This window comes from Caballeronia fortuita, from assembly GCF_001544835.2.
Classification (GTDB): domain Bacteria; phylum Pseudomonadota; class Gammaproteobacteria; order Burkholderiales; family Burkholderiaceae; genus Caballeronia; species Caballeronia fortuita.
Genome location: NZ_FCNX02000006.1, coordinates 188,891 through 214,777, shown reverse-complemented (window position 1 = coordinate 214,777; position 25,887 = coordinate 188,891). Strand labels below are relative to the sequence as shown.

Sequence of the window (25,887 nt, the reverse complement as noted above, 5' to 3'; positions counted from 1 at the left end):
TCATCTTTTCCCGATGCCCGCCGAGCCTGTATTACACGGCATTGGCACAGAAAGTGCATTCTGGCGGCGCGTGGCGCTACTGACGCGCCGCCAGCGCCTCCAGAAGAGGCGCGCGGACAATGTTTCGAAGAACAATCAATCATGGAGACTCAATGTCGTTCATCATCGTGCTCGCCGCCCTGGCGTTCCTGATGCTCGCCGCGTATCGCGGCTACAGCGTCATTCTTTTCGCGCCGATCGCCGCGCTCGCGGCCGTCCTTCTAACCGATCCTGCCGCCGTCGCGCCCGTATTTTCGGGCATCTTCATGGAGAAGATGGTCGGCTTCGTGAAGCTGTATTTCCCTGTGTTCCTGCTCGGCGCGGTGTTCGGCAAGGTGATCGAACTGTCGGGCTTCTCCGAGTCGATCGTCGCGGCGGCGATTCGCTACATCGGCAAGTCGCGCGTGAATGCGGTGATCGTCGCGGTGTGCGCGTTGCTCACTTATGGCGGCGTGTCGCTGTTCGTCGTCGTGTTCGCGGTGTATCCGTTCGCGGCGGAGATGTATCGGCAGAGCAATATTCCGAAGCGCCTGATGCCGGGCGCGATTGCGCTGGGCGCGTTCTCCTTCACGATGGATTCGCTGCCGGGCACGCCGCAGATTCAGAACATCATCCCGACGACGTTCTTCAAGACGACCGGCTGGGCCGCGCCGTGGCTCGGTGTGATCGGCTCGGTGTTCATCATCGTGGTCGGTCTGGCGTTTCTCGAATGGCGGCGCCGCTCGGCGATGGCCAGGGGCGAGGGCTACGGCACGTCGCTCGTGAACGAGCCGGAGCGTGTCGAATCGACGTCGCTGCCGAATCCGATGCTTGCGATCGCGCCGCTGATTCTCGTCGGCGTGGCGAATTTCGCGCTGACGAAGTGGATTCCGACGTGGTACGGCGCGAGCTATACCGTGCCGCCGGAAGTGCTGCCGGGCGTGCATGCGCCTGTTACGACGGCGGTGAAGACTGTCGTCGCGATCTGGGCGGTCGAGGGCGCGTTGCTGCTCGGCATCGTTCTTGTGTTGCTGACGGCGTTTTCGCGGGTGAAGGAGCGTTTCGCGGTGGGCACGCGGGCGGCGGTTGCGGGCGCGTTGCTCGCGGCGATGAACACCGCTTCGGAGTATGGCTTCGGCGGAGTGATTGCGGCACTGCCGGGCTTTCTGGTGGTCAGCGATGCGCTGAAGAGCATTCCGAATCCGCTCGTCAATGCGGCCATTTCGGTTTCGTCGCTCGCGGGGATTACGGGTTCTGCTTCGGGCGGGATGAGTATCGCGCTTGCTGCGATGTCGGATACTTTTATCGCTGGCGCTCAGGCGGCGCATATTCCTCTGGAAGTGCTGCATCGGGTTGTGGCGATGGCATCGGGCGGGATGGACACGTTGCCGCATAACGGCGCTGTTATTACGCTGCTCGCGGTTACCGGGCTTACGCATCGGGAGTCTTATCGGGATATTTTTGCTGTTACCGTCATTAAGACTCTCGCCGTGTTTTTTGTTATCGCTGTTTATTATTTGACTGGGATTGTTTGAGGGGTTTTTTTCTTCCTTCGCCGGATCCCGTTTTCTTTTTGGTTTATTAGCGTTGCCCCTGTGCGGGGCGGCACTTACTTTCTTTGCTGCTGCAAAGAAAGTAAGCAAAGAAAGCAGCTTTTTCAGGCCCGCGGTCATACGCAGTTTGGGCAGTTCTCTCATCCGAGGTGGCACTCGCCTAAAGAGTGCCCTCAAACATTTAAGCAGGCTTGGATCGCGCACGGTCTGACAAACCATTACTTTTAGCGCGCTGGCTCAGCGCAAAAGAGCTTCGGCACAGCGCTACGCGCTGCCGCCGGGTATTCGAGGGAAACCAGCGGGACGCACGCGCTTGCGCACCCAATCAACCCTTCGGCCGCGCAGCGGGCCGGAGCTATCTGGTGCTGAACCAATGAGCTATGCAACGCGATGTGTCAGACCGTGCGCGAGCCAAGCCGGGTAATTGTGGTGAGGGCACTCTTTAGGCGAGTGCCACCTAGGACGAGAGAACTACCCAAACTGCGTATAACCGCGGGCTTGAAAAGCTGCTTTCTTTGGTTACTTTCTTTGCAGCAGCAAAGAAAGTGACTGCCGCCCCGCACAGGGGCAACGCTAATCGACCACAAAGGAAACGGGATCCGGCGAAAAAAACAAAAAGAAACCCCAATATACGAACCACACCGCAACCCAGCAAACTCCCAAAGAACCCAATCGAAAACCAGGAAAAAAACGATGACCCAACCCGAATCGAAAAAGACACTTTCAGGCAAAACCGCATTGGTCACCGGCTCGACGAGCGGCATCGGCCTGGCAATCGCCATTTCGCTTGCACAAGCCGGCGCAAACCTCGTGCTAAACGGCTTCGGCGATACCGAAAGCGCCTTGAAGCAAATCGAAGCCACCGGCGTGAAAGCGGTCCACCACCCCGCCGACATGACCAAGCCTCAAGAAATCGAATCGATGATCGCCTTCGCCAACGAGCAATTCGGCGCCGTCGATATCCTCGTGAACAACGCCGGCATTCAGCACGTCGCAACCATCGACGAATTCCCGGTCGATCGCTGGGACGCCATCATCGCCATCAATCTGAGCTCCGCGTTCCACACCATGCGCGTCGCCCTGCCGCAAATGCGCGCGCGCAACTGGGGCCGCGTCATCAACATCGCGTCGGTGCACGGGCTCGTCGGCTCGGCAGGCAAATCCGCGTACGTCGCCGCGAAACACGGCATTCTCGGACTCACCAAAGTCGCCGCGCTCGAAAACGCACGCACCGGCGTCACCATCAACGCAATCTGCCCCGGCTTCGTGCTCACGCCGCTCGTGCAAAAGCAGATCGACGACCTCGCCGCGCGCGATTCGCTCTCGCCCGACGCCGCCCGCGCAAAACTGCTCGGCGACAAGCAGCCGTCCGCGCAATTCGTGACGGCGCAGAAAATCGGCGACATGGCCGTGTTCCTTTGCTCCGACGCCGCCAGCGAAATGCGCGGCTCCGCCCTGCAAATCGACGGCGGCTGGAGCGCCCAGTAAGCGAACGCCGCTATCGGCGGCAAATCGCCACACTTGAGCGTTTCAGTCGGATTCCCCTAAAGAACGTGGGGGTAATCGCCGTTATGTCCTTGTAATAAGACGCGCGCCGCCGTCGAAAAGCAGCGCGCGACACGAAGAAAAATCAAGGACATCATGCGCAACAACCAGCCCGTCACCCAGCAAGAGTTCGACTATCCCGCATCGGAGATGCTCGTCTCCGCGACCGATCTCTCCGGCAATATCCAGTACTGCAACCCCGCCTTCGTCACCGTGTCGGGCTTCTCGCGCGGCGAACTGATCGGCCAGCCGCACAACCTCATCCGTCATCCGGACATGCCGCGCGAAGCGTTCGCCGATCTCTGGTCGACCGTGCGCGCCGGCCGCTCGTGGACCGCGCTCGTCAAGAACCGCCGCAAGAACGGCGATCACTACTGGGTGCGCGCGAACGTCACGCCGGTGATGGAGCACGGCAAGGTCGTCGGCTATCTCTCCGTGCGCGTGAAGCCGACGCGCAACGAAGTGCGCGACGCCACCGCGCTCTACGCGCAAATGAAAGCGGGCAGCGCGTCGCACCGGCTCGTGCGCGGGGCGCTCGTCAGGGATAGCATCATCGGCCGGCTCGCCGCGCTCGCGAACATTCCCGTGAGCGCACGTCTTGGCGTGGCGTTCGCGGCCGTGCCCGCGAGCATGCTCGTCGCGGCTCTGGCGGCTTTTCGCGGCACGCCGCCGCTGCCCTTCTGGATCGCGCTCGGCGTGAGTTCGGCGGCGAGCTTCGCGGGCTGGCTCGCGCTGTCGCGTCAGGTCGATACCCCCGTTCGCGCGATGTCCGGCTTCGCCGCGCGCATGGCCGCGGGCGATCTGACCGCCGAGATGCCCGATGCGCGCCACGACGATCTCGGCGACGTGCAACGCGCGCTCGGCCAGTTGAAGGCGAACCTCGCGGCGATCGTGTTCGACGTGCGCGGCCAGATCGGCGGCGTGCTCGATGCGGCGAACGAGATTTCGAGCGGCAACACGGATCTGTCGCGCCGCACGGAGATGCAGGCGGCGTCGCTCGAACAGACCGCCGCGACGATGGATCAACTGACGACGACCGTGCAAGGCAACGCCGACGCCACCGTGCGCGCGCTCGAACTGGTGAAGGAAGCGCAGGCGGCGGCGGACGACGGCGGGCGCATCGCGAGTCAGGTCGAGCAGACGATGGCCGGCATCACGGCGGCGTCGCGCCGCATCGCGGACATCACCGATGTCATCGACGGCATCGCGTTCCAGACCAACATCCTCGCGCTGAACGCCGCCGTCGAAGCGGCGCGCGCGGGCGAAGCGGGCCGCTCGTTCGCGGTGGTCGCGACCGAAGTGCGCAATCTCGCGCAGCGCTGCGCGGCATCGGCGAAGGAAATCGAAGGCGTCGTGGCGACGAGCGTCGCGCAGATCGAGGAAGGCACGAGCCTCGTCACGCGCACGACGACGCAGATGCGCGCGATCGACGAAGCGGTGCATCGCGTATCGGCGATCATCATGGAAGTCGCGAAGGCGAGCGGCGAGCAGGCCGAAGGCATCGCGCAGGTGAATCAGGCGGTCGCGCATCTCGACGATTCGACTCAGCAGAACGCCGCGCTCGTCGAGCAGGCGGCGGCCACGGCGCAGCGTCTCGCGGAACGCGCCGTCGTGCTCGACGAAGCCGTGCGCCTTTTCACCGTCGCGAAGGCTTAGGAAAGCGCGCATCGCTTGGTACTATCCGGACATTGCCAACGAGGAGTGTCTCCGATGACCGCCGAGAACAATCGCACGGAAGAAGCACGAGCGATGGAACGTATCGTCAACGCGACGCGTCAGGTCCAGTCCGCCTTTCTGGCGCTGCAGAAGCAGTTCCCGCCGGAAGGCGACGGCCGGCCGTCGCAAATGGCGCTGCAAACCTTCGACGCCGCGCTGCAGGAGCTCGAAGACGCGCAAGCCGCCTTCGACACCATGCTCAACGATCTGTTCGACGGCAACCGCTAGCTCTGGATCGCCACGTTTTCGCGCGGCCCGCTCAGCGCGTTTTCGTCGGCGATAGCGTTGAGGCCCGCCCACGGCACGCCATCGGTCGACTGACGGCGCGCTGCGGCCACGCAAGCTTCGACCAGTTCCTTGAACGACACCGCCGCCGAACTCGTCCGCACGAGCACTTCGCCCTGCAGCGAGCTTTCGGGAAAGATCAGCCCGACGACCAGTTCCGCCGACGGCGCGCGCTGATGCAGCCGCCGCAGCAAATTGCGCAGATACGGCGGCGACTCGGCCGCATCGAACGAGACGACGCAGATGATCGTCACGCCCGAGAGATCCACTTCGCCGAAACGTCCGCGCGAGAAACGCTCGTAGCCCGCGAGGTCCGCGTACAGGCCGTGCTTGCGAAAAAGCTGCACGGCGATGGTCGCCGCGAGATCGTCCAGCTCGCTTCTCCCCGCGATGCACAACACCGACGCCGTGTGGCCTTCCTGCTGCGCATCGAAGCGCGCGGGCGGCGTCTCGTGCGGTAGCCGCGCCGCGTCGTCGGGCGACTCGAAACTCGCGGGCAGCTCTTCGCGCGGCGTGACGGCCACGACGTTATCGTCGGCGTCTTCCAGACCTTCGATGATGTCGAGCGCCGACTCGTTGATGCGCCGCAACTGGTCCGCCGTCACGACGCCGCGCAGCACGTCGTTGTGCGCGAAGCGCAGGCCTTCGAGCGCGACTTCGTCGTAATACGCGATCAGCGGACGTTCCTTGAGCAGCGATTCGGCCTGCACGAGCGCTTCGTCGGGATCGTTCGCGAGCAGGCGCTGATAGAAGTTCTCGGCGGGCGTGAGCGCGGGCCGGTCGCCGAACAGCACGTCGAGAAATTCGAGGCGGTCGACGTGCCGGCCGAGAATCACGAGGCACAGCGTGAGCGGCGTCGAGAGCACGAGGCCGATCGGCCCCCAGATCCAGCTCCAGAAAATGGCCGCGACGATCACCGCGAACGGCGACAGCCCCGTGCTATGCCCGTACAGGAGCGGTTCGACGACCTGCCCCGCGACGATGTCCGTCACGCCGAAGAGCACGATGGTCCACACGAGCATCGCCCAGCCGGGACCGACGGCCGCCGCGAACACCACCGCGACGATCGCCGCGATCCACGTCCCGACGTACGGCACGAAGCGCAGCAGCGTGGTCATCACGCCGAAGAGCAGCGCGCCCGGCACGCCGATGATCGCGAGCCCGATCGATATCACGATGCCCACGCCCACGTTGATGCCGAGCTGCGCGAGGAAATAGCGCGACAGGCGCCGCGCGGCTTCGTCCATCGCGGTCGTCGCGCGATGCAGGTCGCGCGAGCCGAAAAGCCGTATCAGCCGGTCGCGCAGATCCTCGCGCTGCAGGAGGATGAACACCGCGACGACGAGCACGATGCCCGTGGTTTCGAGCGGACTGATGATCGGCGACAGAAAGCGCTGCGCGAGTTCGAGCGGCGTCGGCGTCGGCTGATGCACTTCGACGGGCATCGGCTGATCGATTGGCGAAGCGGCCGGATTGTCCTCGTTCTTCGGCTCCTGCTCGCGCGCGGGCGACAACCGCTTCAGCGCACGCGATGCGCGGCCGAGAAACGCATCGGCGCGGCCAACGGTCATGTTCTGCACGGTGTCGATCTTGCGCTCGACCGCGGCCTGATACTTCGGCAGATCGCCCGCGAGCTGCGCGACCTGCGCGCCGATCAGCGCGCCGACCGCCGTCAGCACCGACAGCGCGATTACCACCGCGACGATCACCGACGGCACCTGCCCGAAACGCAAGCGCCGCAGGAAATCGACGAACGGCGCGAGCAGGAAACTCAGCAGAATCGCGAGGATGATCGGAATCATCACCGCGCGCCCGAAATACAACGCGCAAATGACGACGACGCCCGTCACCAGCGACGCAAGCGCGCGCACGCCGGGCGCATCGGGCGGCAGGATCTTCGCGGGTGGCCGGCGCGGCCCGGGTGCTTGCGGCATGGGAACGGCTCGCTTTTCTGAAAGAGGTCGGGCGCGCACGACTGTGCGGAGCAAGCGACGATCAAGCAAGGCGCGTGCCGTCATGACAGCGCCCGTCGCCGTAAAGGTGAGTCTATTCGGGAGCCGGATTTTACTGCAATCGATTCAGGGTGAGCTGCTACGGGAGCGCAACGTGCTCTATCGACATCATCGGAACAAACAGTTGGATGCGCGAACCGCGCGCGTGCGACATTGACGGGCCGGCGGCTCACCAAAAAGGAAATCATGGCGGTCGATTCACCTTGCATCAGCATCTGTAAATTCGATGAAAAAACCGGCCTGTGCATCGGCTGCCTTCGCACGAAGGACGAGTGCAAGCAATGGAAGAAGATGAAGGACAAGCATCGCGCGCGCATCATCGACGAGCGGCCCGAGCGCAAGGCAAAACTTAAGAAGCGCAAGAAGTAGGCGCTCGAAAGGACAAACGCTGGACTGGTCGGCAGAAGGGTGATGCGCGGTTTCGTCATGCGCGCGGACTACACTGATTCATGCCTTGCAAGGAGTCAGTCATGAACGTGACCGCGACACGCGCCGCAGTTGTCATTGCATCGGTCTTTGCCGCGACATCGGCTTACGCGCAGCTTCATCCGAGCGTCGAAACCGACATGAACGCGCCGCAAAACAGCACGAAGCTCATGCCGAACGCGCCGCTCGGCAGCCAGTATCCGACGCACGGCAATGCGCAGGCCGGCGAACTCAATCTCAACCCGAGCGATCCGCGGGCGCAACTCGTCAACGGTCTGCCGAACAACGCCAATAGCGGCGGTTACGGCTCGCCGCTCGCGGGTAACAAGGCGAACGTGCCGCGCGGTGAATAATCCACTGGCAGTCCGCGCACTGATCTCGTTTCGAGAATAGTGATTTGAAATTCGGCGGGATTCTCCTTCTGAAGGCAAGAGCCGATACTTGATTCACAGGCCGGGACCTCTCCCGGCTATCTACCGAATCAGGGAACTTGCCATGAAGGTTTATTACCATCCGCTGTCCGGGCATTCGCATCGCGCGCGTCTTTTCCTGAGCCTGCTTGGCATCGAACACGAAGAAACCTTCGTCGATCTCGCCGCCGCCGCGCACAAGACGCCCGATTATCTGAGGCTGAACCGCTTTGGCCAGATTCCCGTGCTCGTCGATGGCGACACGGTCATCGCCGATTCGAACGCAATCCTCGTCTATCTCGCGAAGAAAGCCGACGCATCGGACTGGCTGCCCGAAACGCCCGTGCAAGCCGCCGCCGTGCAGCGCTGGCTTTCGGTCGCGGCCGGACAGATCGCGTTCGGTCCGGCCGCCGCGCGCCTCATCACCGTGTTCGGCGCGAAGTTCGACGCGGCGGAGGTCATCGCCCGCGCGCACGCCGTGCTGAAAGTGATCGACGCCGAACTCGCCAATCGCGACTGGATCGCCGATACCGGCACGGCGCATCCGACCATTGCGGATGTCGCGCTCTACAGCTACATCGCGAGCGCGCCGGAAGGCAACGTCGATCTATCCGCCTACACGAACGTCAACGCGTGGCTCGCGCGCGTCGAAGCGCTGAAGGGCTTCGTTGCGTTCCAGAAGACGGCCGCGGGTCTCGCGGCGTAAAGTCAGCGCGGCGGCGCATCGCCGAAATCGCGCCGCGCCGCCGCGCCCGAACCGAAGAGGCATACGATCATGTCCGCTTCCACACTTTCCGATGCCGCACCGGTCGCCACGCCTTCGCCGTGGCATCGCGGCGAAGTCGCCATTCAGAAGGCTTTCGGCGTCGCCGAACGCATGGACGGCGTCGGACGCCGCGTCGTGCGCGATTACATGCCGGAGCAACATCGCCAGTTTTTCGCGCAGTTGCCGTTCATCGTCGCGGGCTCGGTCGATGAAAACGGCGATCCGTGGGCGACGCTTCTCGCCGGGCATCCCGGCTTCATGCACACGCCCGACGCGAAGACGCTGTCGATGAGCCACGCGCGCGATCCGCTCGATCCCGCCGACGCCGGCATGAACGACGGCGCGTCGATCGGCCTGCTCGGCATCGAGATGCACACGCGCCGGCGCAATCGCATGAACGGCACGATTCGTCGCGACGGCGCGAACGCCGTGTTCAATGTCGCGGTCGAGCAGAGTTTCGGCAATTGCCCGCAATACATCCAGTTGCGCGATTTCGAGTTCGTGCGCGATCCGGCCGCGCCCTCGCCCGTCGCGCCGCTCGCGCTCGATACGCTCTCGCCGCGCGCGAAAGAGATGATCGCGGGCGCGGACACGTTCTTCGTCGCGTCGTATTTCGATCGCGAGGACGGGCATCGGCAAGTGGACGTTTCGCATCGCGGCGGCAAGCCGGGTTTCGTGCGTATGTCGGACGACGGCTCGCTGACGATTCCCGATTTCGCGGGCAATCTTTTCTTCAACACGCTCGGCAACATTCTCGTGAACGCTCGCGCGGGACTCGTGTTCGCGGACTTCGAAACCGGCGACGTGCTGCAACTCGCGGGCGACGCCAAAGTCCTGCTCGATTCGCCCGAAACCGCAGCGTTTCAGGGCGCGGAGCGGTTGTGGCGCTTCACGCCGCGCCGCGTGTTTTATCGTGAAGCGGCGCTGCCCTTGCGATGGAAAGCGCGTAGCGGCGGCGCATCGCCCAATTCGCTGATGACGGGCGACTGGGCACAAGTGGCCGAGCGCCTGAAGGCGTCGGCGCTCGCGAACGTGTGGCGCACTTTTCGCGTGAGCAAGGTCGTCGATGAAAGCGATGCAATCCGCTCGTTCCACCTCGAACCGGCGGACGGCGCGGGCATCGTGCCGCACAAGGCGGGTCAGCATCTGCCGATCCGCGTGTCGCTGCCGGGCGATGCGAAGCCGCAGATTCGCACGTACACGCTCTCGGTTGCGCCGTCGGACGGCGTGTATCGCATCAGCGTGAAGCGCGACGGACGCGTGTCGGCGCATCTGCACGACACGCTGAAAGCGGGCGATGTGATCGAAGCGCGCGCGCCCGCCGGCGACTTCACGATAGATGCGCTGGAGCAGCGCCCTGCCGTGCTGATGGCAGCGGGCGTCGGCATCACGCCGATGCTCGCGATGCTGCGGCATGTCGTCTACGAAGGATTGAGGAAGCGCCGCGTGCGTCCGGTGTGGATGATCGTGTCGGCGCATTCGCTCGCGAGCCGCGCGTTCTCGCGTGAGATCGACGCGCTCGCGCAAAGCGCAGGCGGAGCGGTGACCGTGATCCGCGTGCTGAGCGACACGAACGGCGCGCAGCTCGATCGCGATTACGACGTGTCGGGGCGCATCGACATCGATCTGCTGACGAGCCGTCTGCCCTTCAACGACTACGACTTTTATCTGTGCGGGCCGGGCGCGTTCATGCAATCGATCTACGATGGCCTGCGCGCGCTCAACGTCGCCGATGCGCGCGTGCATGCCGAAGCGTTCGGTCCATCGGCGCTCAAGCGAACGGCGGATCGCGGCGCGGACGTGAAGCCGCTGCGCCCTGCCGCAACGGGGCCGGTGAAGATCGAATTCGTCAAGTCGGGCGCGAGCGCGCAATGGAAGCCGGGCAGCGGCACGTTGCTGGAACTCGCGGAGGCGAGCGGTTTGTCGCCCGAATTCAACTGCCGCGGCGGCACGTGCGGGACATGCCGAACGCGCGTCGTGAAGGGCGCGGTGTCGTACGAAAGCGAACCGGCGTTCCATGTCGGCGATGAAGAAGCGCTGATCTGCTGCGCGATGCCGGCCGCCGAAGGAGACGCGCTCGAACTGGATCTGTGACGATTGTGCCTCGCGCGCATATCCCCGAGAATGCACGGCATCTTTCAAGGCCGCACGCCGTGCATTCTCATGGACCGTTTACAGGCAATGACGACCTTCGTCACGGTGGTCGAAACCGGCGGCTTCGCATCGGCGGCGCGCAAGCTCGACGTGTCGCCATCCGTCGTGAGCCGCGTCGTGACGGAACTCGAGGAACATCTGGGCGTGCGCCTGCTCACGCGCACGACGCGCGTCGTGCGTCTCACCGACGCGGGCAGCGGCTACTTCGAGGACTGCCGCCGCATTCTCGGCGAAATCGATAACGCCGAACTTTCCGCGACCGGCACGCATTCGTCGCCGCGCGGCCTGCTTTCGATCACCGCGCCGGTGATGTTCGGCCGGCTGCACGTCACGCCGATCGTTCTCGACTATCTGCGCCGTTACCCCGAAGCCGATGCGAACTGCTGGTTCGTCGATCGCGTCGTGAATCTCGTCGACGAGGGCATCGACGTGGCGGTGCGTATCGCACAACTGCCGGACTCGTCGTTGCAGGCGATCAACGTCGGGCGCGTGCGGCGCGTGCTTTGCGCATCGCCCGCGTATCTGGCGGCGCACGGTACGCCGCGTCATCCAGACGAGCTCGCGGATCATGTCGTCATCGCGTCGACGGGCGCGTCGACATCGCCGGAATGGCGTCTCTACGATGGCGAGCGGCAAATCCTCGTGCGCTCGCACGCGCGCTTCACGACGACGACCAACGATTCGGCCATCGCCGCCGCGCTCGCGGATTTCGGCATCGCGCGGCTGATGTCGTATCAGGTCGCGCAGCACGTGAGCGATGGGCGGCTCGCCATCGTGCTGCCAGAGTTCGAGCCGCCGCCCTTGCCGATTCATCTCGTGCATCGCGAGGGCCGCCACGTCACGCAGAAGGTGCGCGCGTTCCTCGATCTCGCCGTGGCCACGCTGCGCGCGGACGATTCGTTGCAATGAACGCGCTAAACAGCCGCGCCATCGGTGACAAATCGTTCATCGCCCGGCAAATCGAACGGCCGTTAGCACGACTGCCGTGCAAAATGCCGGCAAAACATGCAACATAGCTGTCTCGAACGATCGCACCGATCGCCCGCGCTTTCGGCTTTTCCTGAACCTTTATCGGCTCACGCACCATGACGAATCCAACTTCTCCCTCGAATGAACGCCCGCTCGACATGATCATCTTCGGCGGCGGCGGAGACCTGGCGGCGCGCAAGCTGCTGCCGGCGCTCTACATGGCGCACACGCACTGCAACCTGCCCGCCGAGACGCGCATTCTCGCGATCGGCCGCAAGGACTGGACGCGCGAGGATTACCTCAAGAACTTCATGGAAGAGCAGGCGCGTCCGTTCATCGACGCCAAGGTGTTCGATGCGCAGTCGTGGGATAAATTTCTCGCGCTCTTCGACTACGTGCGTGTCGACGTCGAAAATCCGGGCGATTTCCAGCGTCTCGCGCAGGCCGTGCGCCCCGGCTCGCAACGCGTGCTGTATCTGTCGACGTCGCCGGAACTGTTCGTGACCATCTGCGAAAACCTCGATACCGCCGGCATCCTTGACGATCACGCGCGCGTCGTGCTCGAGAAGCCGCTGGGCCACGATCTCGCGTCGGCGCGCGCCATCAACGATGCGGTCGGCAAGCACTTCAAGGAAGAGCAGATCTATCGCATCGACCATTATCTCGGCAAGGAAACCGTGCAGAACCTGATGGTGCTGCGCTTCGGCAATGCGATCTTCGGCCCGCTGTGGCAGGCGCCGTACATCAAGAGCGTGCAGATCACGGTGTCGGAGACGGTGGGCGTCGGCAGCCGCGCGGGCTTCTACGATCACACGGGCGCCCTGCGCGACATGGTGCAGAACCACTTGCTGCAACTGTTGTGCATCGTGGCGATGGAGCCGCCGGTATCGCTCGATCCGGACGCCGTGCGCGACGAGAAGCTGAAGGTGCTCAAGTCGCTGCGGCCGATGAGCGTCGCCGATATCGCCCGCGACACCGTGCGCGGCCAGTACACGGCGGGCGCGGTCGGCGGCGAGGCGGTGAAGGGTTATCTCGAAGAGCAGAACGTCCCCGCCGACAGCCGCGCGGAAACGTTCGTCGCGTTGCGCGCGCATATCAACAACTGGCGCTGGGCCAACGTGCCGTTCTTCCTGCGCACCGGCAAGCGCATGCAGAATCGCCGCTCGGAGATCGTCATCGACTTTGCGGACCTGCCGTTCTCGATCATTCCCGATGGCCCGCGTCACTACGGCAACCGCCTGACGATCACGCTGCAGCCCGAAGAGTCGATCCAGCTTCAGATGATGGCGAAGGAGCCGGGCAGCGGCATGCACATGCAGCCGGTCACGCTCAATCTCGACTTGCAGCAGGCCATGACGCAGCGGCGCGCGGAGGCGTACGAGCGCCTGCTCATCGACGTGATTCGCGGCCGTCTCACGCACTTCATGCGCCGCGACGAGCTGGAAGCGGCATGGACGTGGGTCGAGCCGATTCTGAACGGCTGGAAGGAACTGGGCGACCGTCCGCGCGGTTATACGGCGGGGACATTCGGACCGGCGGCGTCGAGCGCGTTGATGGCGCGGGAGAATCTCGCCTGGGCGGAAGAAGCTTGATGCGCTGAAGCGGCTTCAACGCATCGCGGCGCGCGGCGCTCGTTTCGAGGCCCACGCCGCGCCCGCCGCCATCACCGCCGACAACACAACGATTCCCGCCAGAATGCCTTCGAGCCGCATCAGCGCGGGCATCGGATCGGACGACCAATGGTGATCCTGCACGAACACCATGATGAACGCGATGCAGAACTGCCGTCCGACATAGCTTGCGCCTTGCGTTCCCGTCTGCACGTGACAGCCGATCCACACGCCTGCGCATAGCGCAATCATGCAGGCGAGCGGGTTGTCGCCGAGTAACGGCAGCAGCGCGAGACTCACCGCACCCGCGAGCAGACAGCCGATGAAACGCTGAATCATGCGTTCCGCAACGGGCTTGTTCGTCGGCTTGCCGAGCGCCGATGCGGGCAGGATCAGCACGGCGACCGCGGTCACCATCGACTGCGCGAAGCCGGGCAGATTCCATGCATAGGCGAGCGACGCGAGGATCATCACCGACCACGCGCCTTGCCACGCGAGACGCTTGCGCATCGCGAGGGCGATTTGCGCGGCGCCCGCGACATGCGCCGCATCGAGCGCCTGCACGGCCTGGGCGGCATCGGAAGGCATCACGGTCACGCTTTGCGCGTTGACGCCATCGACTCTGTCTACCGTCGATGCCGCCTGCGCGCGCGGCACCGGCCGCGCCCCGCGCGTCTTCCGATAGTGCTGCACGCCCGCATGAAAGAGCGCCGACACGCCCACGCACGCCACCGTCCCGACGATCACTTCCGCGACGCGCAAGAGCGCGAACGACGCCGTCGCGCCCGCCGACACGAGCCGATGCGCCTCGAAGGTCACCATCAGCGCGGTCACGCCGCCGAGCACCCACGCGTAGCCCGCGTCCGAGACGAGCGCGCGAAACACCGACATGCCGACGATCGCCCCGAGCAGCGGCACGAAGATCCACGGCACATCGCCGATGATGGAGCCGGCCACCGCGCCGATCAGCGCGCCCGCGATCGTGCCGACCACGCGATGCACGCCGCGCTGCGCGCACGCCGAGAACTTCGACTGCATCACCGCGAAGCCGCTGATCGCGGCCCACCAGATGTTGCTCAGATGGAAAGCGTAGGCGAGCGCGACGGCAAGCCCGACGGACAGCATCGCCTGCGTGGCGAAGAGCGCGCGCGCGGGCGTCGGTCTGATCGCGATGAGTTCGCGCCCGAGCGCGGCGAATGCGTCGCGGACCATGTGCATGAATTCGCCCACGGCGGCGGCGGCGGCGCTTTCGTGCGATAGCGGACGGGCGCTTCGGGGAGGATCGTCGGTCGGCATCGTTCCAGGGTCGGTTCGGACGTCTGGATCGAGCGTAGCCGCCGATCGCCCGGATGCAAAGCCGAACCGAAAAAGTGCGGCAAATCCGCTACACGCGCGACGTCAGCAGACGCAGGCCCGCCAGTCCGAACGCGAGCGCGAGACACGCGTCGAGGCCGCGCTGGATGCGCGTGTAGATACGCCGCGCGGCGGCCATCGAGAAGAGCGCGGCATAGCTGCCGAACACGCACACGCCGATGCACAGACATCCCGCGACGACGACGAGCATATGTCCCGCCCCTTCGCCCGCCGACGATCCGAGCGCCGCCACCGACATCCACACGAGAATCGCTTTCGGATTGGTGAGATGCAGCAATGCGCCACGCGTATACAGCTTGCGAACGCTCTGGACCCGCGCGCCGGCCGACGACGCGCGCAGCGGCGGCTTGAACGCCGCGCGTCCCGATTTGAACGCGAGCCATAGAAGATACAGCCCGCCGCAGATCTTCACGCCGGCGAGAAAGCCCGAATACGCCGTCAGCGCGGCGGAAAGGCCGAGCGCGGCGAGCATCGCCCAGAAAAAGGAGCCGGACATCACGCCCGCCGCGAACGCGAAGGCCGCGCGCCGCCCCGACGTGCTCGCGATCGACATGATCGCGAGATTGCTCGGTCCGGGACTCGCCGTGCCGACGAAATACGCCGAATAAGCGATGAGCAGATTCGCGCTGAGCAAGGCGTGGCCGTTCATGACGTTGCGTCTCCGGTGTCGGGTTCGACAGTGTCGTCAGCCAATGCGCACGCGTCCATGAACGCTTCGCATTTTCCCGGGCAGGCCAGTTACTTGCGTATGCACTCGCCGATGCTATCTTTGAATGCGCACCCGCCCCTCTCACAAGGACACATCATGGCGAAAGTTCTGGTTCTCTATTATTCGATGTACGGCCACGTCGAAACGATGGCTCAGGCGATAGCCGAAGGCGCGCGCGGCGTCGCGGGCACGGAAGTTACGCTCAAGCGGGTGCCCGAAACCATTCCCGCCGATCAGGCCGCGAAGATCGGCGTCAAGCTCGATCAACAGGCGCCGGTCGCGACCGTCGACGAACTCGCCGATTACGACGCGATCATCTTCGGCACGCCCACTCGCTTCGGCAACATGGCCGGCCAGATGCGCACCTTTCTCGACCAGACGGGCGGACTGTGGGTGAAAGGCGCGCTCGTCGGCAAGATCGGCAGCGTATTTTCGTCGACGGCTTCGCAACACGGCGGCCAGGAGACCACGATCACATCGTTCCATACGACGCTTTTGCATCACGGCATGGTGATCGTCGGCGTGCCGTATGCGTGCGCGGGCCTCACCAACATGAGCGAAGTGTCCGGCGGCACGCCCTACGGCGCGACCACGCTCGCGTCGTCGGACGGCAGCCGCCAGCCGTCGCAGAACGAACTGGATATCGCGCGCTATCAGGGCAAGCACGTCGCCGAACTGGCGGCGAAGCTCGCCGCCTAGACCGCACTCACGCTTCGACGTCGAGCTTTACTTCGTAGAGCGGCTTGCCGTCGAGATCGTGCAGTGAAACGGTCAGCGCGCGGCTCGCCGGATCGATCTTCGCGCGGCCGTAAAACTGCTGCATGGCCGCGGGCGAACGGTTCTGCGGATTGTCCTTCGGCACGCTCACATAGCGCAGTTCCGGGCCGAAGGTCATGTCGAGATCGTTCGGTCCGAACGTGCCCGCGTTGATCGGACCGCCGACGAATTCCCAGAACGGCTTGAACTCCGTGAACTTCGCGCGCGACGGATCGTAATGCGCCGCTTGGGCGTAGTGCACGTCCGCCGTGATCCACACGACGTTCTTGATGTCTTCCTGCTTGATGAAGCGCAGGATGTCGGCAAGCTCCAGTTCGCGGCCGGACGGCGCGCCATTGTCCGCGTTGGCCCATGCCTCGTAGTTGCCTTTGGGCACGTCGGGGTTCGCATCGGGCACGACGAGCGAGATCGGCATATCGCTCGCGATGACCTTCCACGTCGCACGCGACGCCTTCAGCGATGCCTTCAGCCACGCCGTTTGTTGCGAGCCGAGAAACGCCGAACCGGCATCGAGACGCGTCTGCCTGTTCGGCGAATTCGCACCGCGATACGAACGCTCGTCGAGCATGAACACGTCGAGCAGCGGGCCGAACTGAAAGCCGCGATACACCTGTTCCGGATCGAGTTGATTGATGCGATACGGGTTGTATTCGAACATCGCCTGCTTCGCGCGCGCCTCGAGCAGGTTGATCGAACGCGTCTGGTAACGCTTTTCCGCTTCGCCGATCACCTGACCCGGATACCAGTTGTTGCGCACTTCGTGATCGTCCCATTGCACGAGGAACGGCACTTCGGCGGCGAAGCGGCGCTTGTTCTTGTCGAGCTGGTTGTAGGCGAAGGCCGCGCGGTAATCGTCGAGCGTCTGTGCGACATGCGACTTGCCTTCGGTGACGATGTTCGTCCACATCGTGCCGTCGGGCAGCTTCACTTCCGGTTCGATCACGCTGTCCGCATAGATCTGATCGCCCTGGTGAATAAAGAAATCCGGCGCTTCACGGCGCATCGCTTCATAGATGCGATAACCGCCGAAGCGTTCGTTGATGCCCCAGCCCTGCCCCGCTTCATCGCCGGAAAAGACGAAGCAGATGGGCTTGCTGGCATCGATCGATGCCGTGCGCAGACGTCCCGTCACCGGTTCGCTATACGCCTTGCCATCGACGAGATCGGCAAAGCGCACGCGATAGAACACATCGGCGCCGGGTGGCAGTCCGGTCAGGTCCATGCGCGCCGTGAAGTCGCTGCCTTCGAGCGCGGCCGGTCCGATGCGCCGCTGAAACGTCGTGAAGCGCTCGCTCGTCGAATACTCGACGATCATGCGCGAAGGCCGATCCGCGCGGCTCCACACGATGCCGCTCGTCGCGGTGACGTCGCCGCTCATCACGCCGCCGGGCAGTTGCGGGCGCAGCTTGTCGGCGGTGACGACGGCGGGCGCGACGCCTTGCGCGAGCGCATCGGCGAGACCCGCGCCCGTGAGCGCGAGCCCCGTGCCGGATACGAGACCCTTCAGCAAGGTGCGTCGGGACGGTTTGACGATGCGATCCGGCATGGCGAGCTTCCTCTCGAACTGTACGGTGAAGTGGTTGTGCGCTGAGTCGAATCGACGATGGTAAAACGTAACGGTGTCGCTTTTGTTTCAACGCCCGCTTCAAAGCGCGCTTCAAAGCCCGCTGCATGGTCCATAGAGTCCGCACGATTCGATGCGATCAGCACGCGGCGATTGCTATAGTGGCTCACGGCATCGGCGACGCGCTCTTCCCAGAAGCGCCAGTGCGTCGAACGCGCGCGGCCGATCACGATGAGATTTGCATCGAACTCGCGCGCTGCCTGTGCGATCACGCGCGCGAGCGTCGTGCCGCACGGCAGGTCCATCGTCACGCAGACGCCGTTGATGCTCGACGCGCGTATCGCCTGCAATGTGCGCTTCTCGACTTCGCGCGCGAGTTCGTCGACATGCGCGAGCGCCGCGCCGAAGTCGTATTGCGCGGACGATACCGCCCAGAACGGCGCACGATCCACTACGTGAAGCGCCGTGAGGCGCGCGTTGCATTCGCGGGCCCGCGCAATGCCGAGCGCGAGCGCGGCATGGCTGCCATCCGGTCCCACTGCGACAAGAATGTGCTGTTGCATGATGTCATCTCCAGTCGATGTCGCGCGTTTCAGTGCATGCGCCATGCGCGCTTCACCGTATCGATCACGGCGGCTTCGGTGCAGGTCATGACGCCGTCCGCGACCACCGCCGATTCGCACAGCATGAGCACGTTGCGCCGCATGTGTTCATCGGATACTTCATGCGCGAGTTGCTGCAAGACATGCGGATCGACGCGGCACACGTCGTCCCATGTGAGATACGAACATCGCGTGAGGTCTTCGCAGACTTCGCGCACGACTTCGTGCAACTCGCCCGCATAAAGCCCGAGCCGCGCATAAAAGCCGCGCCGTTCGAGCTCTTCGATTTCCGCACTGCCGATATGCCCGTCCGCGATCAGCGACATCACGACGATGCGCGCCGCCGCGCGGGGACTGTCCGATGGATAGTGGCGCATGGCATTACTCCTCGATGAAAGGTCGTCAACGAAGGGCAGTGCGATGGTGTCGATGAAAGAACGCGCCGCCCGGTTGAGTTGCATCGTAGGCGCGGACAATGAGCATCGAATGAGCCAGGCATGTTGGTTCGAGACGAACACGCGCACGCAAAAAACGTTGGCGCGGGCGCGACGGTCCGCTTATTTGCGCGCATGTTCATGGCGCCGTGCGCGCCTTGCCGCACAAGGCTCGAACGCCTTCGATACACACGCTGGCATAGCCGATGCATAAGGCTGTGCCGTCGCGTCATGACTGCCTGCCACTGCTTGACGCGACCGGGCCGGCGCCTCGAGTGCCGGCCCGTTTCTTCCGGCGCCGCAGTGTGATTCTCGCGAGCTTCCGGCGGCACGCGCAGGCGCCAAGGAGATCACCATGAACAACTTCGATGACGCCTTCCAGGCGCTGATAGGCAGCGAAGGCGGCTACTCGTTCCATCCGGCGGACCCGGGTGGCGAAACGATGTGGGGCGTGACGGCGCGCGTCGCGCGCGGTTATGGCTATGCGGGCGCGATGAAGGACTTGCCGCTCGACCTCGCGAAGCGCATCGCGAAGCAGAAGTACTGGGACCCGCTGCATCTCGACGAATTCGATCCGCGCGTGGCGTTCCAGGTTTTCGATGCGAACTACAACGGCGGCCTCGTCGTGCTGTGGATGCAGAAGGCATCGGGCGCGAAGGAAGACGGCAAGTTCGGTCCCGATACCGTCGATGCCGTGAAGGCCGCGGATCCGATGCGCTTCGTGCTGCGCTTCGTCGCGTATCGGCTGCGATATCTGAAGGGCCTGCATGCATGGCCGACGTTCAGCCGCGGCTGGACCGAGCGCATGGCGACGAATCTTCTTCTGGGAGCAGCATGATGGACTGGTCAAAAGTGGCGGCAACGATCGGCGCGAAGGCGCCTCTTCTGGCGGGTCTTATCGGTGGGCCGGTCGGTCTCGGCGTGAGCACGGCGGCGGCGATCATATCGCATGCGCTTGGTACGCCTAACGATCCCGATATCGTCGAGACCGCGCTCAACGATCCCGCGGCACTCGACAAGATAAGTCAGGCGGAAAGCGCGAACTCGTTGCAGCTGCAACAACTCGTGGTGGCGGCGGCGCAGGCGCGTCTGTCGTTCGAAGCGGACATGGCGCGCATCGCGGCGGGCGATCGCGCCGATGCGCGCGCGATGGGTATCGCGAACAAGGACTGGGTGCCCAAGTTTCTCGCGATGGCGGTGACGGGCGGCTTCTTCGGCATCCTGCTGCTGATGGCGCTGCGCGCGCTGCCCGAAGCCAATCGCGATCTCGTGAACGTCGTCGTCGGCGCGCTCGGGACCGCGTGGATCAGCATCATCGGCTATTACTTCGGGACGTCGGCGGGCTCGATGCGCAAGACCGAACTGCTCGCCCAACCAAGCGTGCCGATCACGCCGGAGACCGCTGTGACGCTGCGCGATCCGGCGCCGGCGTCGGCCGCGCGCGATGCGGGCGCGCACGCCGACCATGCGACGCCCGCGTTCGTGCCGGGCGGACAAGGCCCGATCTTCACGGGCGCATCCTGAGCGTCATCGCGTCAGAGTCCGGTGCGCGGATCGTACGGACGCGCCGGATGATGCGCGATGTTCTCGAACTGCGGCCGCATCGCATCGCTGAAGGTCTTCTTCTGCTGATCGGTGAGGCCGCTGTAGAACTCGAGCCATGCTTTCGCCGATTGATCCGCGAGCGGCGCGTCCTGTTGCTCGGCCCTCGCGTGCAGCGCGTGCAATGCGGAGAGATCGAGGATCGGCCGCTGCAACATCGATTGCATGCGCGCCTGCATCTGATCCGCGTTCATGCGCTCGGTGGAATGGCTTTGCTGCATCGTCTGCAATGCCGTTTGCCATTGCACTTCCTGATCGGGCGTGAGGCTCAACTGGCCGTGCAATGCGCGCATGTCGACCGGTTGCACGTGAACGGCGATATCGTTATCCGCTGGCATTGCTTGTGCGTAGACCGGCGCGGAACCGACGCCGAGCGACAGCGCCGTGACGACGGTCGCCGCCGAGAGTTTGAGAAGCAAGCCGGTGCGTTGTGCGGTGAGTTGAGTCATGTCGATTCCCCTTTTCCTCGTCGATGTGTGACTGCGGTCGCGCGCGTTTGACGCTTCAACCGTGACAAGCAATGTAGAGGCGGGCAATTAGGTGGAAGTGAGGACCGTTCAGCTCGCTCCCGAAAACCTTCACCTTTGCATCATTCGCGACGCTGAAAACCCTTGCAAACAAAGGCTCCCGCCGCCCTTCCGACTCACACTCCCGAAAACCCTCACCTCAACGCGCTCAGATCACATTCAGCATCGACAAGGCCGTCTCCTGCAACGGCTGCAACACGCGGACAAGCGCGGCTTCGGGCGATTCTTTCCCGATCGGCATGTTCGCCGACAACGCCGCCACCACTTCGCCATGACGATTCTTGATAGGCACCGCGACGCCGCGCACGCCCATCTGCAACTGCTGTTCGATCGCCACGAAGCCATCGACGCGTGCCTGCCGGATCTTCTCGTAGAGCTTTTCCTTGTTGGTGATCGTGAGCGGCGTGAAGGGTTTGAACTCGGTCGCGTCGAGCCAGCCGCGCACCGATGCCTCGTCCATATACGCAAGCATCGCGATGCCGCCCGACATCAGCGCGGCGGGCACGCGCGCGCCGAGCACGAAGCCCGTCGTCATCACGCGCGTCGAGCCGTTGCGCGCGATGATGACGAGGTCCCAGTCATCCATCACGCTCACATACACCGATTCGTGAATCACCGCGCTCAACTGCTGCAGATAGGGCTGCACGATGCGCGGCAGCCGCGCCGACTCGAAATACGACCAGCCCATGCGCAGCACGCGCGGCGTGAGGTTGAAGAGCTTGCCGTCGGTCTGCACGTAGCCGAGATGCGCGAGCGTCAGCAGATAACGCCGCGCGGCCGTTCGGGTCAGCCCCGTGCGCGCGGCGGCCTGCGTCGGTGTCATGCGCGCGTGCTGATCGTCGAAGGCTTCGAGAATCGCAAGACCCTTTTCGAGACCGGCGATCCAGTCGCGCTTGTCGAGTTCCGGTTTAGTCATGCTGACATTCTTGTTTAGTTATGGATCAGCCGGTGTTTCGGCGATCCATCAAAGCCAATGGCTAGTGCTAACCCCAAAAGCGATCGATTATCGGACATCTGCGTGCGATAATCGCGCAAAATTTATCATAAAACGTTGATCGAAAAGGGTTGCGCTCTTATTCTCCAATCACTTTCAGAGCGCGCGTTTGGCGGCAACCAAAAAACGCTCCGCCGCTCGGCCAGTTTCCAGGCTCAATTCGATAAACCCATTTCGGAGACATCTCTATGGCTAGCCCTAAGGAAGACGCGCACGGCGGCCGCCAGGCGAAAAAAGCGACCGCGAGCGGCTGGATCGGCTCGGCGCTGGAGTATTACGACTTCTTCATTTACGCCCAGGCCGCCGCACTCATTTTCCCGCAGTTGTTCTTCCCGTCGGGCAATCCGAAGGTGGCGATCATCGCGTCGCTCGCGACGTATGGCGTAGGTTACGTGGCACGTCCGATCGGCGCATTCGTGCTCGGCCATCTGGGCGACACGCACGGCCGCAAGAACGTGCTGCTCGTCTGCATGTTCCTGATGGGTTTCTCGACGATGGCCGTCGGTCTTCTGCCGACGTATCACCAGATCGGCATGGCGGCGCCCGCGCTGCTCGTCGTGTTGCGACTCGTGCAGGGCTTCGCGGTTGCCGGTGAAATCTCCGGCGCGAGCTCGATGATTCTGGAGCACGCGCCCTTCGGACGTCGCGGCTACTACGCGAGCTTCACGCTGCAAGGCGTGCAGGCCGGCCAGATTCTCGCCGCCGCCGTGTTCCTGCCACTCGCGACGTTCATGCCGGAAGACATGTTCAACTCGTGGGGCTGGCGTGTGCCGTTCCTGCTGTCGGCCTTCGTACTTGTCGCGGGCTACATCATCCGTAAGGAAGTGCATGAAACGCCGGCGTTCACGTCCGAGGAATCGCATGGCGGCGTGCCGAAGTCGCCGATCAAGGACGCGTTCGCCAACAGCACGCCCGACATGATCCGCGTCGTCTGCATGGCGCTGATGAACGTGATTCCCGTCGTCGCGACGATCTTCGGCGCGGCCTACGCGGTGCAGTCGTCGTATGGCATCGGCTTTCACAAGAGCGTGTATCTGTGGATTCCGGTGGTCGGCAATATCGTCGCGGTGCTGGTGATTCCGTTCGTCGGCAATCTGTCGGACAAGATCGGCCGCCGTCCGATGATGATCGGCGGATCGCTGATCTCGGGTGTGCTCGCATTCGCCTATCTCTACGCGATCAGCATTCACAGCGTACCGCTCGCGTTCCTGATGTCGCTGTTGATGTGGGGCGTCGTGTATCAAGGCTATAACGCGATCTTCCCGAGCTTCTATCCGGAACTCTTCCCGACGCGCTCACGTGTTTCGGCGATGGCGATCGCGCAGAACATCGGCACGACGATCACCGCACTCTTGCCCGCGCTCTTCGCAGCGGTCGCGCCGCCGGGATCGAACAACATCCCGCTGACAGTCGGCGCGATTGCGTTCGGCGTGACGGTCATCGCGGCAATCGCGGCGTACTCTGCGCGTGAAACGTATCGCGTCCGCCTGAACGATCTCGGCAAGAAGGACGCCGTGCCGATGAGCCAGCAAGAGTACGATCGCCTGCGCGCCGATTCGATGTCCGTCGAAAAAGTGGCCAAAGCGCATCACGCATGATTCGACCGTGTTGGAGTGATTTGCCGGGCCCTTCGGGGCCCGTTTTTTTTGCGAGCCGCGATATCATGAATGCCGGTCCATCCATGACACGGAGGCATGAATGTCCGGCTTCAACGAGCGCACCCTCAACGGCATCAGCGTATTCGCGGCCATCGTCGATGCGGGCACGTTTGCCGCAGCGGGTGATCGCCTCGGCATGTCGCAACCGGGCGTGAGCCGTGCGATCGCGCGCCTCGAAGCGCGTCTGCACATCCGGCTCTTCGAGCGCACGACACGCAGCGTCGCGCTCACCGACGATGGCCGCCGTTTCTTCGAGAACGTGATGCCGCATCTCGCAGGTCTCGCGGAAGCGGCGGCCACGGCATCGGAAGGCGCAACGGCGGTGCGCGGACGACTGCGCGTGAACGTCGATCCGATCTTCTCGCGGCTATTGCTCGGCCCGAAGCTCGATGCGTTCCTGAAGGCGCATCCCGATCTGCAACTCGACCTCATCACGAGCGATCGTCTCGGCGACATGATCGCCGACGGCTTCGATCTCGCCGTGCGTTTCGGCGAACCGCGCGATTCGAGCCTCATCGCGCGCAAGCTGCTCGATACGCCCGTGCGTACGGTCGCCGCGCCGTCGTACATCAGGCGGCGCGGCAAGCCCGCAACACCGCAGGCGCTCGTCGAAGACAAGCACACGTGCATCGAGTTTCGCGATCCCGAAACGGGGCGGCCGTTCGTGTGGGAGTTTCACCGGAGGAAGAAGCGTATCGACGTGGATACGCGCGGACGTCTCACGCTCAACGATCCCGGCACGATGCTGAGCACGCTGCTGTCGGGCTACGGCATCGCGCAGATTCTGCTGCTCGGTCACGAACATCTGCTGGCCGACGGCAAGCTCGTCGATCTCTTTCCCGACTGGCCCGATGAGCGCTTTCCGCTGTATGCGTTCTATCCGTCGCGGCATCATCCGCCGGCGAAGACGCGCGCGTTTCTCGATCTCGTCATCGCGTTGACGGGAGCGCACTAGCGCAACGCTTTCTCGAACCCGTGATCGCCCGGCACCGGTTAGCCCGAATCGAAATCCGGCTCAATGTTCCTGCGTCGCACCTTCCACGCGCTTCTTTTCGCGCCGCCAGGTTGCGGGCGGCTTGCCGACCAGACGCTTGAACGCGCGAATGAATGCGGCCTCCGATGCATAACCGACATCCTGCGCGACGACCGCGATCGTCGAGTTCGTATTGCGCAGCAAGCCGGCCGCGACCTGCATGCGCCAGTTGACGAGATATTGCATCGGCGGCAAGCCGATCATGTCGACGAAGCGTTCGTGCAGCGCCGATCTCGACAGACCGACGCGCTCGCCCAGTTCCTCGACGGTCCACTCGTGCGCGGGCGCATCGTGCATGACCGCGAGCGCGCGTCCGACGAAACGGTCGCGCAGGCCCGCGAGCCAGCCGCGGCTTTCATCGGGCAGCACGTCGACGTAACGGCGCACGGCATCGACGAACATCATTTCGCTCATGCGTTCGAGCATCGCTTCGCCGCCCGGCCGCTTGTAGCGCGATTCGGCGACGGCCTGCTGCATGAAGTGACTGATCCAGCCCTGACCGCCGCTCTCCTTCAGGTGCAAAAGGCGCGGCAATGTCGCGATCAGCGGATTGAACGGACGCAGATCGCAGCCGAGAAAGCCGCATACCAGCATCGTTTCATAGGGATCGTCGGGAGAGGGATTGTTGCGCGCTTCGACCGCGTCGTAGGTCAGCGTGAAGGGCAACTGATCGATCTTCGCCGACAGCGCCGCAACGTCGATCTCGGCGCGAACGCCCGGCGCACTCGAGATCACGTGCGCGTCGCCGTGCGGAAATACGATGATGTCGCCGCTCGCGAGCCTGACCGGCGCCTCGCCGTCGATCGCGCCCCAGCAGCTTCCATGCGTGACGACGTGATACTCCATCACGTGCTCGCACTCCGGCATGACGATGCTCGCGATATCGCGCGCGGGCGGTGCGGCCGCCGCCCAGCTTCGATTGCCGCTCACGTGAAAGAACAGCGCGCCGCGCAGGCGCACCGTGCGCAGTACATCGGAGAGGATGTCGTGGCTCATGTCGGCTCCCGCGAAACGCATGCATCGACAGGACGCGGCGCGAAGACGAAGCGGACGAACGGTCAATTCGCGGCGACTCGCGGACAGGCGTCGATGCGATGGTAACGGGATACTGCACGTGCCCGCCATCAGGGCGATGCTCGACCTCTCATC

The 25,887-nt window shown here is 64.0% G+C and carries 24 protein-coding genes; 15 read left to right on the top strand and 9 right to left on the bottom strand.

The genetic code is table 11. The features are described from left to right. Positions 1-152: 152 nt before the first annotated feature. From AWB77_RS13715 to AWB77_RS13700, 4 genes are all read left to right on the top strand, one after another. Positions 153-1,553, top strand: coding sequence for a GntP family permease (locus tag AWB77_RS13715; RefSeq protein ID WP_061134980.1), 1,401 nt, complete (start codon positions 153-155; stop codon positions 1,551-1,553). A 711-nt stretch (positions 1,554-2,264) separates the two neighbouring features. Then, a complete protein-coding gene (locus AWB77_RS13710; RefSeq protein WP_061134979.1) occupies positions 2,265-3,059 on the top strand; it encodes a 3-hydroxybutyrate dehydrogenase in 795 nt (264 codons plus the stop codon). 153 nt (positions 3,060-3,212) lie between these two features. Then, on the top strand, positions 3,213-4,772 hold the full coding sequence (locus AWB77_RS13705; protein WP_061134978.1) for a methyl-accepting chemotaxis protein: 1,560 nt from the start codon (positions 3,213-3,215) through the stop codon (positions 4,770-4,772). A gap of 54 nt (positions 4,773-4,826) precedes the next feature. Next, entirely contained in the window at positions 4,827-5,060 is a 234-nt protein-coding gene (locus tag AWB77_RS13700; RefSeq protein ID WP_008354254.1) for a hypothetical protein, read from the top strand. Here the strand turns inward: AWB77_RS13700 and AWB77_RS13695 are convergent. Further along, positions 5,057-7,051, bottom strand: coding sequence for an AI-2E family transporter (locus tag AWB77_RS13695; protein ID WP_061134977.1), 1,995 nt, complete (start codon positions 7,049-7,051; stop codon positions 5,057-5,059). The genes AWB77_RS13700 and AWB77_RS13695 overlap by 4 nt on opposite strands. 264 nt (positions 7,052-7,315) lie before the next feature. Between AWB77_RS13695 and AWB77_RS13690 the strand changes: the two genes are divergently transcribed. The 6 genes from AWB77_RS13690 to zwf all read left to right on the top strand — a co-directional run bounded on the left by AWB77_RS13690 (position 7,316) and on the right by zwf (position 13,446). Then, entirely contained in the window at positions 7,316-7,498 is a 183-nt protein-coding gene (locus tag AWB77_RS13690; protein ID WP_061134976.1) for a DUF1289 domain-containing protein, read from the top strand. Between the two features lie 107 nt (positions 7,499-7,605). After that, the gene (locus tag AWB77_RS13685) at positions 7,606-7,908 is read left to right on the top strand and encodes a hypothetical protein (protein ID WP_096031136.1); all 303 of its coding nucleotides are present in this window, start codon (positions 7,606-7,608) and stop codon (positions 7,906-7,908) included. A 142-nt stretch (positions 7,909-8,050) separates the two neighbouring features. Beyond that, positions 8,051-8,671: a glutathione S-transferase family protein gene (locus AWB77_RS13680; RefSeq protein ID WP_061134974.1), complete on the top strand. Its 621-nt coding sequence runs from the start codon at positions 8,051-8,053 to the stop codon at positions 8,669-8,671. Positions 8,672-8,740: 69 nt separating this feature from the next. After that, positions 8,741-10,825 carry a 2Fe-2S iron-sulfur cluster-binding protein gene (locus tag AWB77_RS13675; protein ID WP_061134973.1) on the top strand — a complete coding sequence of 695 codons (2,085 nt, stop codon included), beginning with the start codon at positions 8,741-8,743 and terminating at the stop codon, positions 10,823-10,825. A gap of 69 nt (positions 10,826-10,894) precedes the next feature. Further along, complete coding sequence (locus AWB77_RS13670; protein WP_061135138.1) at positions 10,895-11,794, top strand: LysR family transcriptional regulator; 900 nt, start codon at positions 10,895-10,897, stop codon at positions 11,792-11,794. A 176-nt stretch (positions 11,795-11,970) separates the two neighbouring features. Next, a complete protein-coding gene (gene zwf, locus AWB77_RS13665; protein ID WP_061134972.1) occupies positions 11,971-13,446 on the top strand; it encodes a glucose-6-phosphate dehydrogenase in 1,476 nt (491 codons plus the stop codon). Positions 13,447-13,461: 15 nt separating this feature from the next. Here zwf and AWB77_RS13660 read toward each other — a convergent pair whose 3' ends face one another. After that, positions 13,462-14,760 carry an FUSC family protein gene (locus tag AWB77_RS13660; RefSeq protein WP_061134971.1) on the bottom strand — a complete coding sequence of 433 codons (1,299 nt, stop codon included), beginning with the start codon at positions 14,758-14,760 and terminating at the stop codon, positions 13,462-13,464. Between the two features lie 88 nt (positions 14,761-14,848). Further along, the gene (locus tag AWB77_RS13655) at positions 14,849-15,487 is read right to left on the bottom strand and encodes a LysE family translocator (RefSeq protein WP_061134970.1); all 639 of its coding nucleotides are present in this window, start codon (positions 15,485-15,487) and stop codon (positions 14,849-14,851) included. Positions 15,488-15,643: 156 nt separating this feature from the next. On the opposite strand from AWB77_RS13655, the gene wrbA reads away from it, so the two are divergent. Further along, positions 15,644-16,246 (top strand): NAD(P)H:quinone oxidoreductase, encoded by a 603-nt coding sequence (wrbA, locus tag AWB77_RS13650; RefSeq protein WP_008354244.1) that lies wholly within the window; start codon positions 15,644-15,646, stop codon positions 16,244-16,246. Between the two features lie 7 nt (positions 16,247-16,253). Here the strand turns inward: wrbA and AWB77_RS13645 are convergent, their stop codons facing one another. The 3 genes from AWB77_RS13645 to AWB77_RS13635 are packed head-to-tail and all read right to left on the bottom strand — an operon-like array spanning position 16,254 to position 18,867. Beyond that, entirely contained in the window at positions 16,254-17,870 is a 1,617-nt protein-coding gene (locus AWB77_RS13645) for an alkaline phosphatase D family protein (protein WP_061134969.1), read from the bottom strand. Further along, on the bottom strand, positions 17,828-18,451 hold the full coding sequence (locus AWB77_RS13640) for a universal stress protein (RefSeq protein WP_061135137.1): 624 nt from the start codon (positions 18,449-18,451) through the stop codon (positions 17,828-17,830). The genes AWB77_RS13645 and AWB77_RS13640 overlap by 43 nt, the downstream gene beginning before the upstream one ends. Before the next feature lie 29 nt (positions 18,452-18,480). Beyond that, positions 18,481-18,867, bottom strand: coding sequence for a tellurite resistance TerB family protein (locus tag AWB77_RS13635; RefSeq protein ID WP_061135136.1), 387 nt, complete (start codon positions 18,865-18,867; stop codon positions 18,481-18,483). Between the two features lie 412 nt (positions 18,868-19,279). On the opposite strand from AWB77_RS13635, the gene AWB77_RS13630 reads away from it, so the two are divergent. Further along, positions 19,280-19,762, top strand: coding sequence for a glycoside hydrolase family 108 protein (locus tag AWB77_RS13630; RefSeq protein WP_061134968.1), 483 nt, complete (start codon positions 19,280-19,282; stop codon positions 19,760-19,762). After that, positions 19,762-20,448 (top strand): hypothetical protein, encoded by a 687-nt coding sequence (locus tag AWB77_RS13625; protein ID WP_061134967.1) that lies wholly within the window; start codon positions 19,762-19,764, stop codon positions 20,446-20,448. Before AWB77_RS13630 ends, AWB77_RS13625 begins: the two co-directional genes overlap by 1 nt. A gap of 11 nt (positions 20,449-20,459) precedes the next feature. On the opposite strand, the gene AWB77_RS13620 is transcribed toward AWB77_RS13625, so the two are convergent. Together AWB77_RS13620 and AWB77_RS13615 are read right to left on the bottom strand one after the other, a co-directional pair. Further along, complete coding sequence (locus AWB77_RS13620) at positions 20,460-20,975, bottom strand: Spy/CpxP family protein refolding chaperone (protein WP_061134966.1); 516 nt, start codon at positions 20,973-20,975, stop codon at positions 20,460-20,462. A gap of 226 nt (positions 20,976-21,201) precedes the next feature. Beyond that, positions 21,202-21,969 carry an IclR family transcriptional regulator domain-containing protein gene (locus tag AWB77_RS13615; RefSeq protein WP_061134965.1) on the bottom strand — a complete coding sequence of 256 codons (768 nt, stop codon included), beginning with the start codon at positions 21,967-21,969 and terminating at the stop codon, positions 21,202-21,204. Between the two features lie 266 nt (positions 21,970-22,235). On the opposite strand from AWB77_RS13615, the gene AWB77_RS13610 reads away from it, so the two are divergent. Further along, entirely contained in the window at positions 22,236-23,645 is a 1,410-nt protein-coding gene (locus AWB77_RS13610; RefSeq protein WP_061134964.1) for an MFS transporter, read from the top strand. Positions 23,646-23,745: 100 nt separating this feature from the next. Next, positions 23,746-24,660, top strand: coding sequence for a LysR family transcriptional regulator (locus AWB77_RS13605; RefSeq protein ID WP_061134963.1), 915 nt, complete (start codon positions 23,746-23,748; stop codon positions 24,658-24,660). Between the two features lie 60 nt (positions 24,661-24,720). Here the strand turns inward: AWB77_RS13605 and AWB77_RS13600 are convergent, their stop codons facing one another. Next, positions 24,721-25,734 (bottom strand): AraC family transcriptional regulator, encoded by a 1,014-nt coding sequence (locus AWB77_RS13600; protein WP_061135135.1) that lies wholly within the window; start codon positions 25,732-25,734, stop codon positions 24,721-24,723. Positions 25,735-25,887: the final 153 nt, after the last annotated feature.

Coding starts and splice junctions, on each gene's coding strand:
- AWB77_RS13600 (WP_061135135.1), bottom strand. CDS start 25,734: ATGAGCCACGACATCCTCTCCGATGTACTGCGCACGGTGCGCCTGCGC.
- AWB77_RS13640 (WP_061135137.1), bottom strand. CDS start 18,451: ATGCAACAGCACATTCTTGTCGCAGTGGGACCGGATGGCAGCCATGCC.
- AWB77_RS13680 (WP_061134974.1), top strand. CDS start 8,051: ATGAAGGTTTATTACCATCCGCTGTCCGGGCATTCGCATCGCGCGCGT.
- AWB77_RS13690 (WP_061134976.1), top strand. CDS start 7,316: ATGGCGGTCGATTCACCTTGCATCAGCATCTGTAAATTCGATGAAAAA.
- AWB77_RS13710 (WP_061134979.1), top strand. CDS start 2,265: ATGACCCAACCCGAATCGAAAAAGACACTTTCAGGCAAAACCGCATTG.
- AWB77_RS13705 (WP_061134978.1), top strand. CDS start 3,213: ATGCGCAACAACCAGCCCGTCACCCAGCAAGAGTTCGACTATCCCGCA.
- AWB77_RS13625 (WP_061134967.1), top strand. CDS start 19,762: ATGGACTGGTCAAAAGTGGCGGCAACGATCGGCGCGAAGGCGCCTCTT.
- AWB77_RS13645 (WP_061134969.1), bottom strand. CDS start 17,870: ATGCCGGATCGCATCGTCAAACCGTCCCGACGCACCTTGCTGAAGGGT.
- AWB77_RS13635 (WP_061135136.1), bottom strand. CDS start 18,867: ATGCGCCACTATCCATCGGACAGTCCCCGCGCGGCGGCGCGCATCGTC.
- AWB77_RS13630 (WP_061134968.1), top strand. CDS start 19,280: ATGAACAACTTCGATGACGCCTTCCAGGCGCTGATAGGCAGCGAAGGC.
- AWB77_RS13660 (WP_061134971.1), bottom strand. CDS start 14,760: ATGCCGACCGACGATCCTCCCCGAAGCGCCCGTCCGCTATCGCACGAA.
- AWB77_RS13715 (WP_061134980.1), top strand. CDS start 153: ATGTCGTTCATCATCGTGCTCGCCGCCCTGGCGTTCCTGATGCTCGCC.
- AWB77_RS13695 (WP_061134977.1), bottom strand. CDS start 7,051: ATGCCGCAAGCACCCGGGCCGCGCCGGCCACCCGCGAAGATCCTGCCG.
- zwf (WP_061134972.1), top strand. CDS start 11,971: ATGACGAATCCAACTTCTCCCTCGAATGAACGCCCGCTCGACATGATC.
- AWB77_RS13620 (WP_061134966.1), bottom strand. CDS start 20,975: ATGACTCAACTCACCGCACAACGCACCGGCTTGCTTCTCAAACTCTCG.
- wrbA (WP_008354244.1), top strand. CDS start 15,644: ATGGCGAAAGTTCTGGTTCTCTATTATTCGATGTACGGCCACGTCGAA.
- AWB77_RS13605 (WP_061134963.1), top strand. CDS start 23,746: ATGTCCGGCTTCAACGAGCGCACCCTCAACGGCATCAGCGTATTCGCG.
- AWB77_RS13675 (WP_061134973.1), top strand. CDS start 8,741: ATGTCCGCTTCCACACTTTCCGATGCCGCACCGGTCGCCACGCCTTCG.
- AWB77_RS13700 (WP_008354254.1), top strand. CDS start 4,827: ATGACCGCCGAGAACAATCGCACGGAAGAAGCACGAGCGATGGAACGT.
- AWB77_RS13610 (WP_061134964.1), top strand. CDS start 22,236: ATGGCTAGCCCTAAGGAAGACGCGCACGGCGGCCGCCAGGCGAAAAAA.
- AWB77_RS13615 (WP_061134965.1), bottom strand. CDS start 21,969: ATGACTAAACCGGAACTCGACAAGCGCGACTGGATCGCCGGTCTCGAA.
- AWB77_RS13670 (WP_061135138.1), top strand. CDS start 10,895: ATGGACCGTTTACAGGCAATGACGACCTTCGTCACGGTGGTCGAAACC.
- AWB77_RS13655 (WP_061134970.1), bottom strand. CDS start 15,487: ATGAACGGCCACGCCTTGCTCAGCGCGAATCTGCTCATCGCTTATTCG.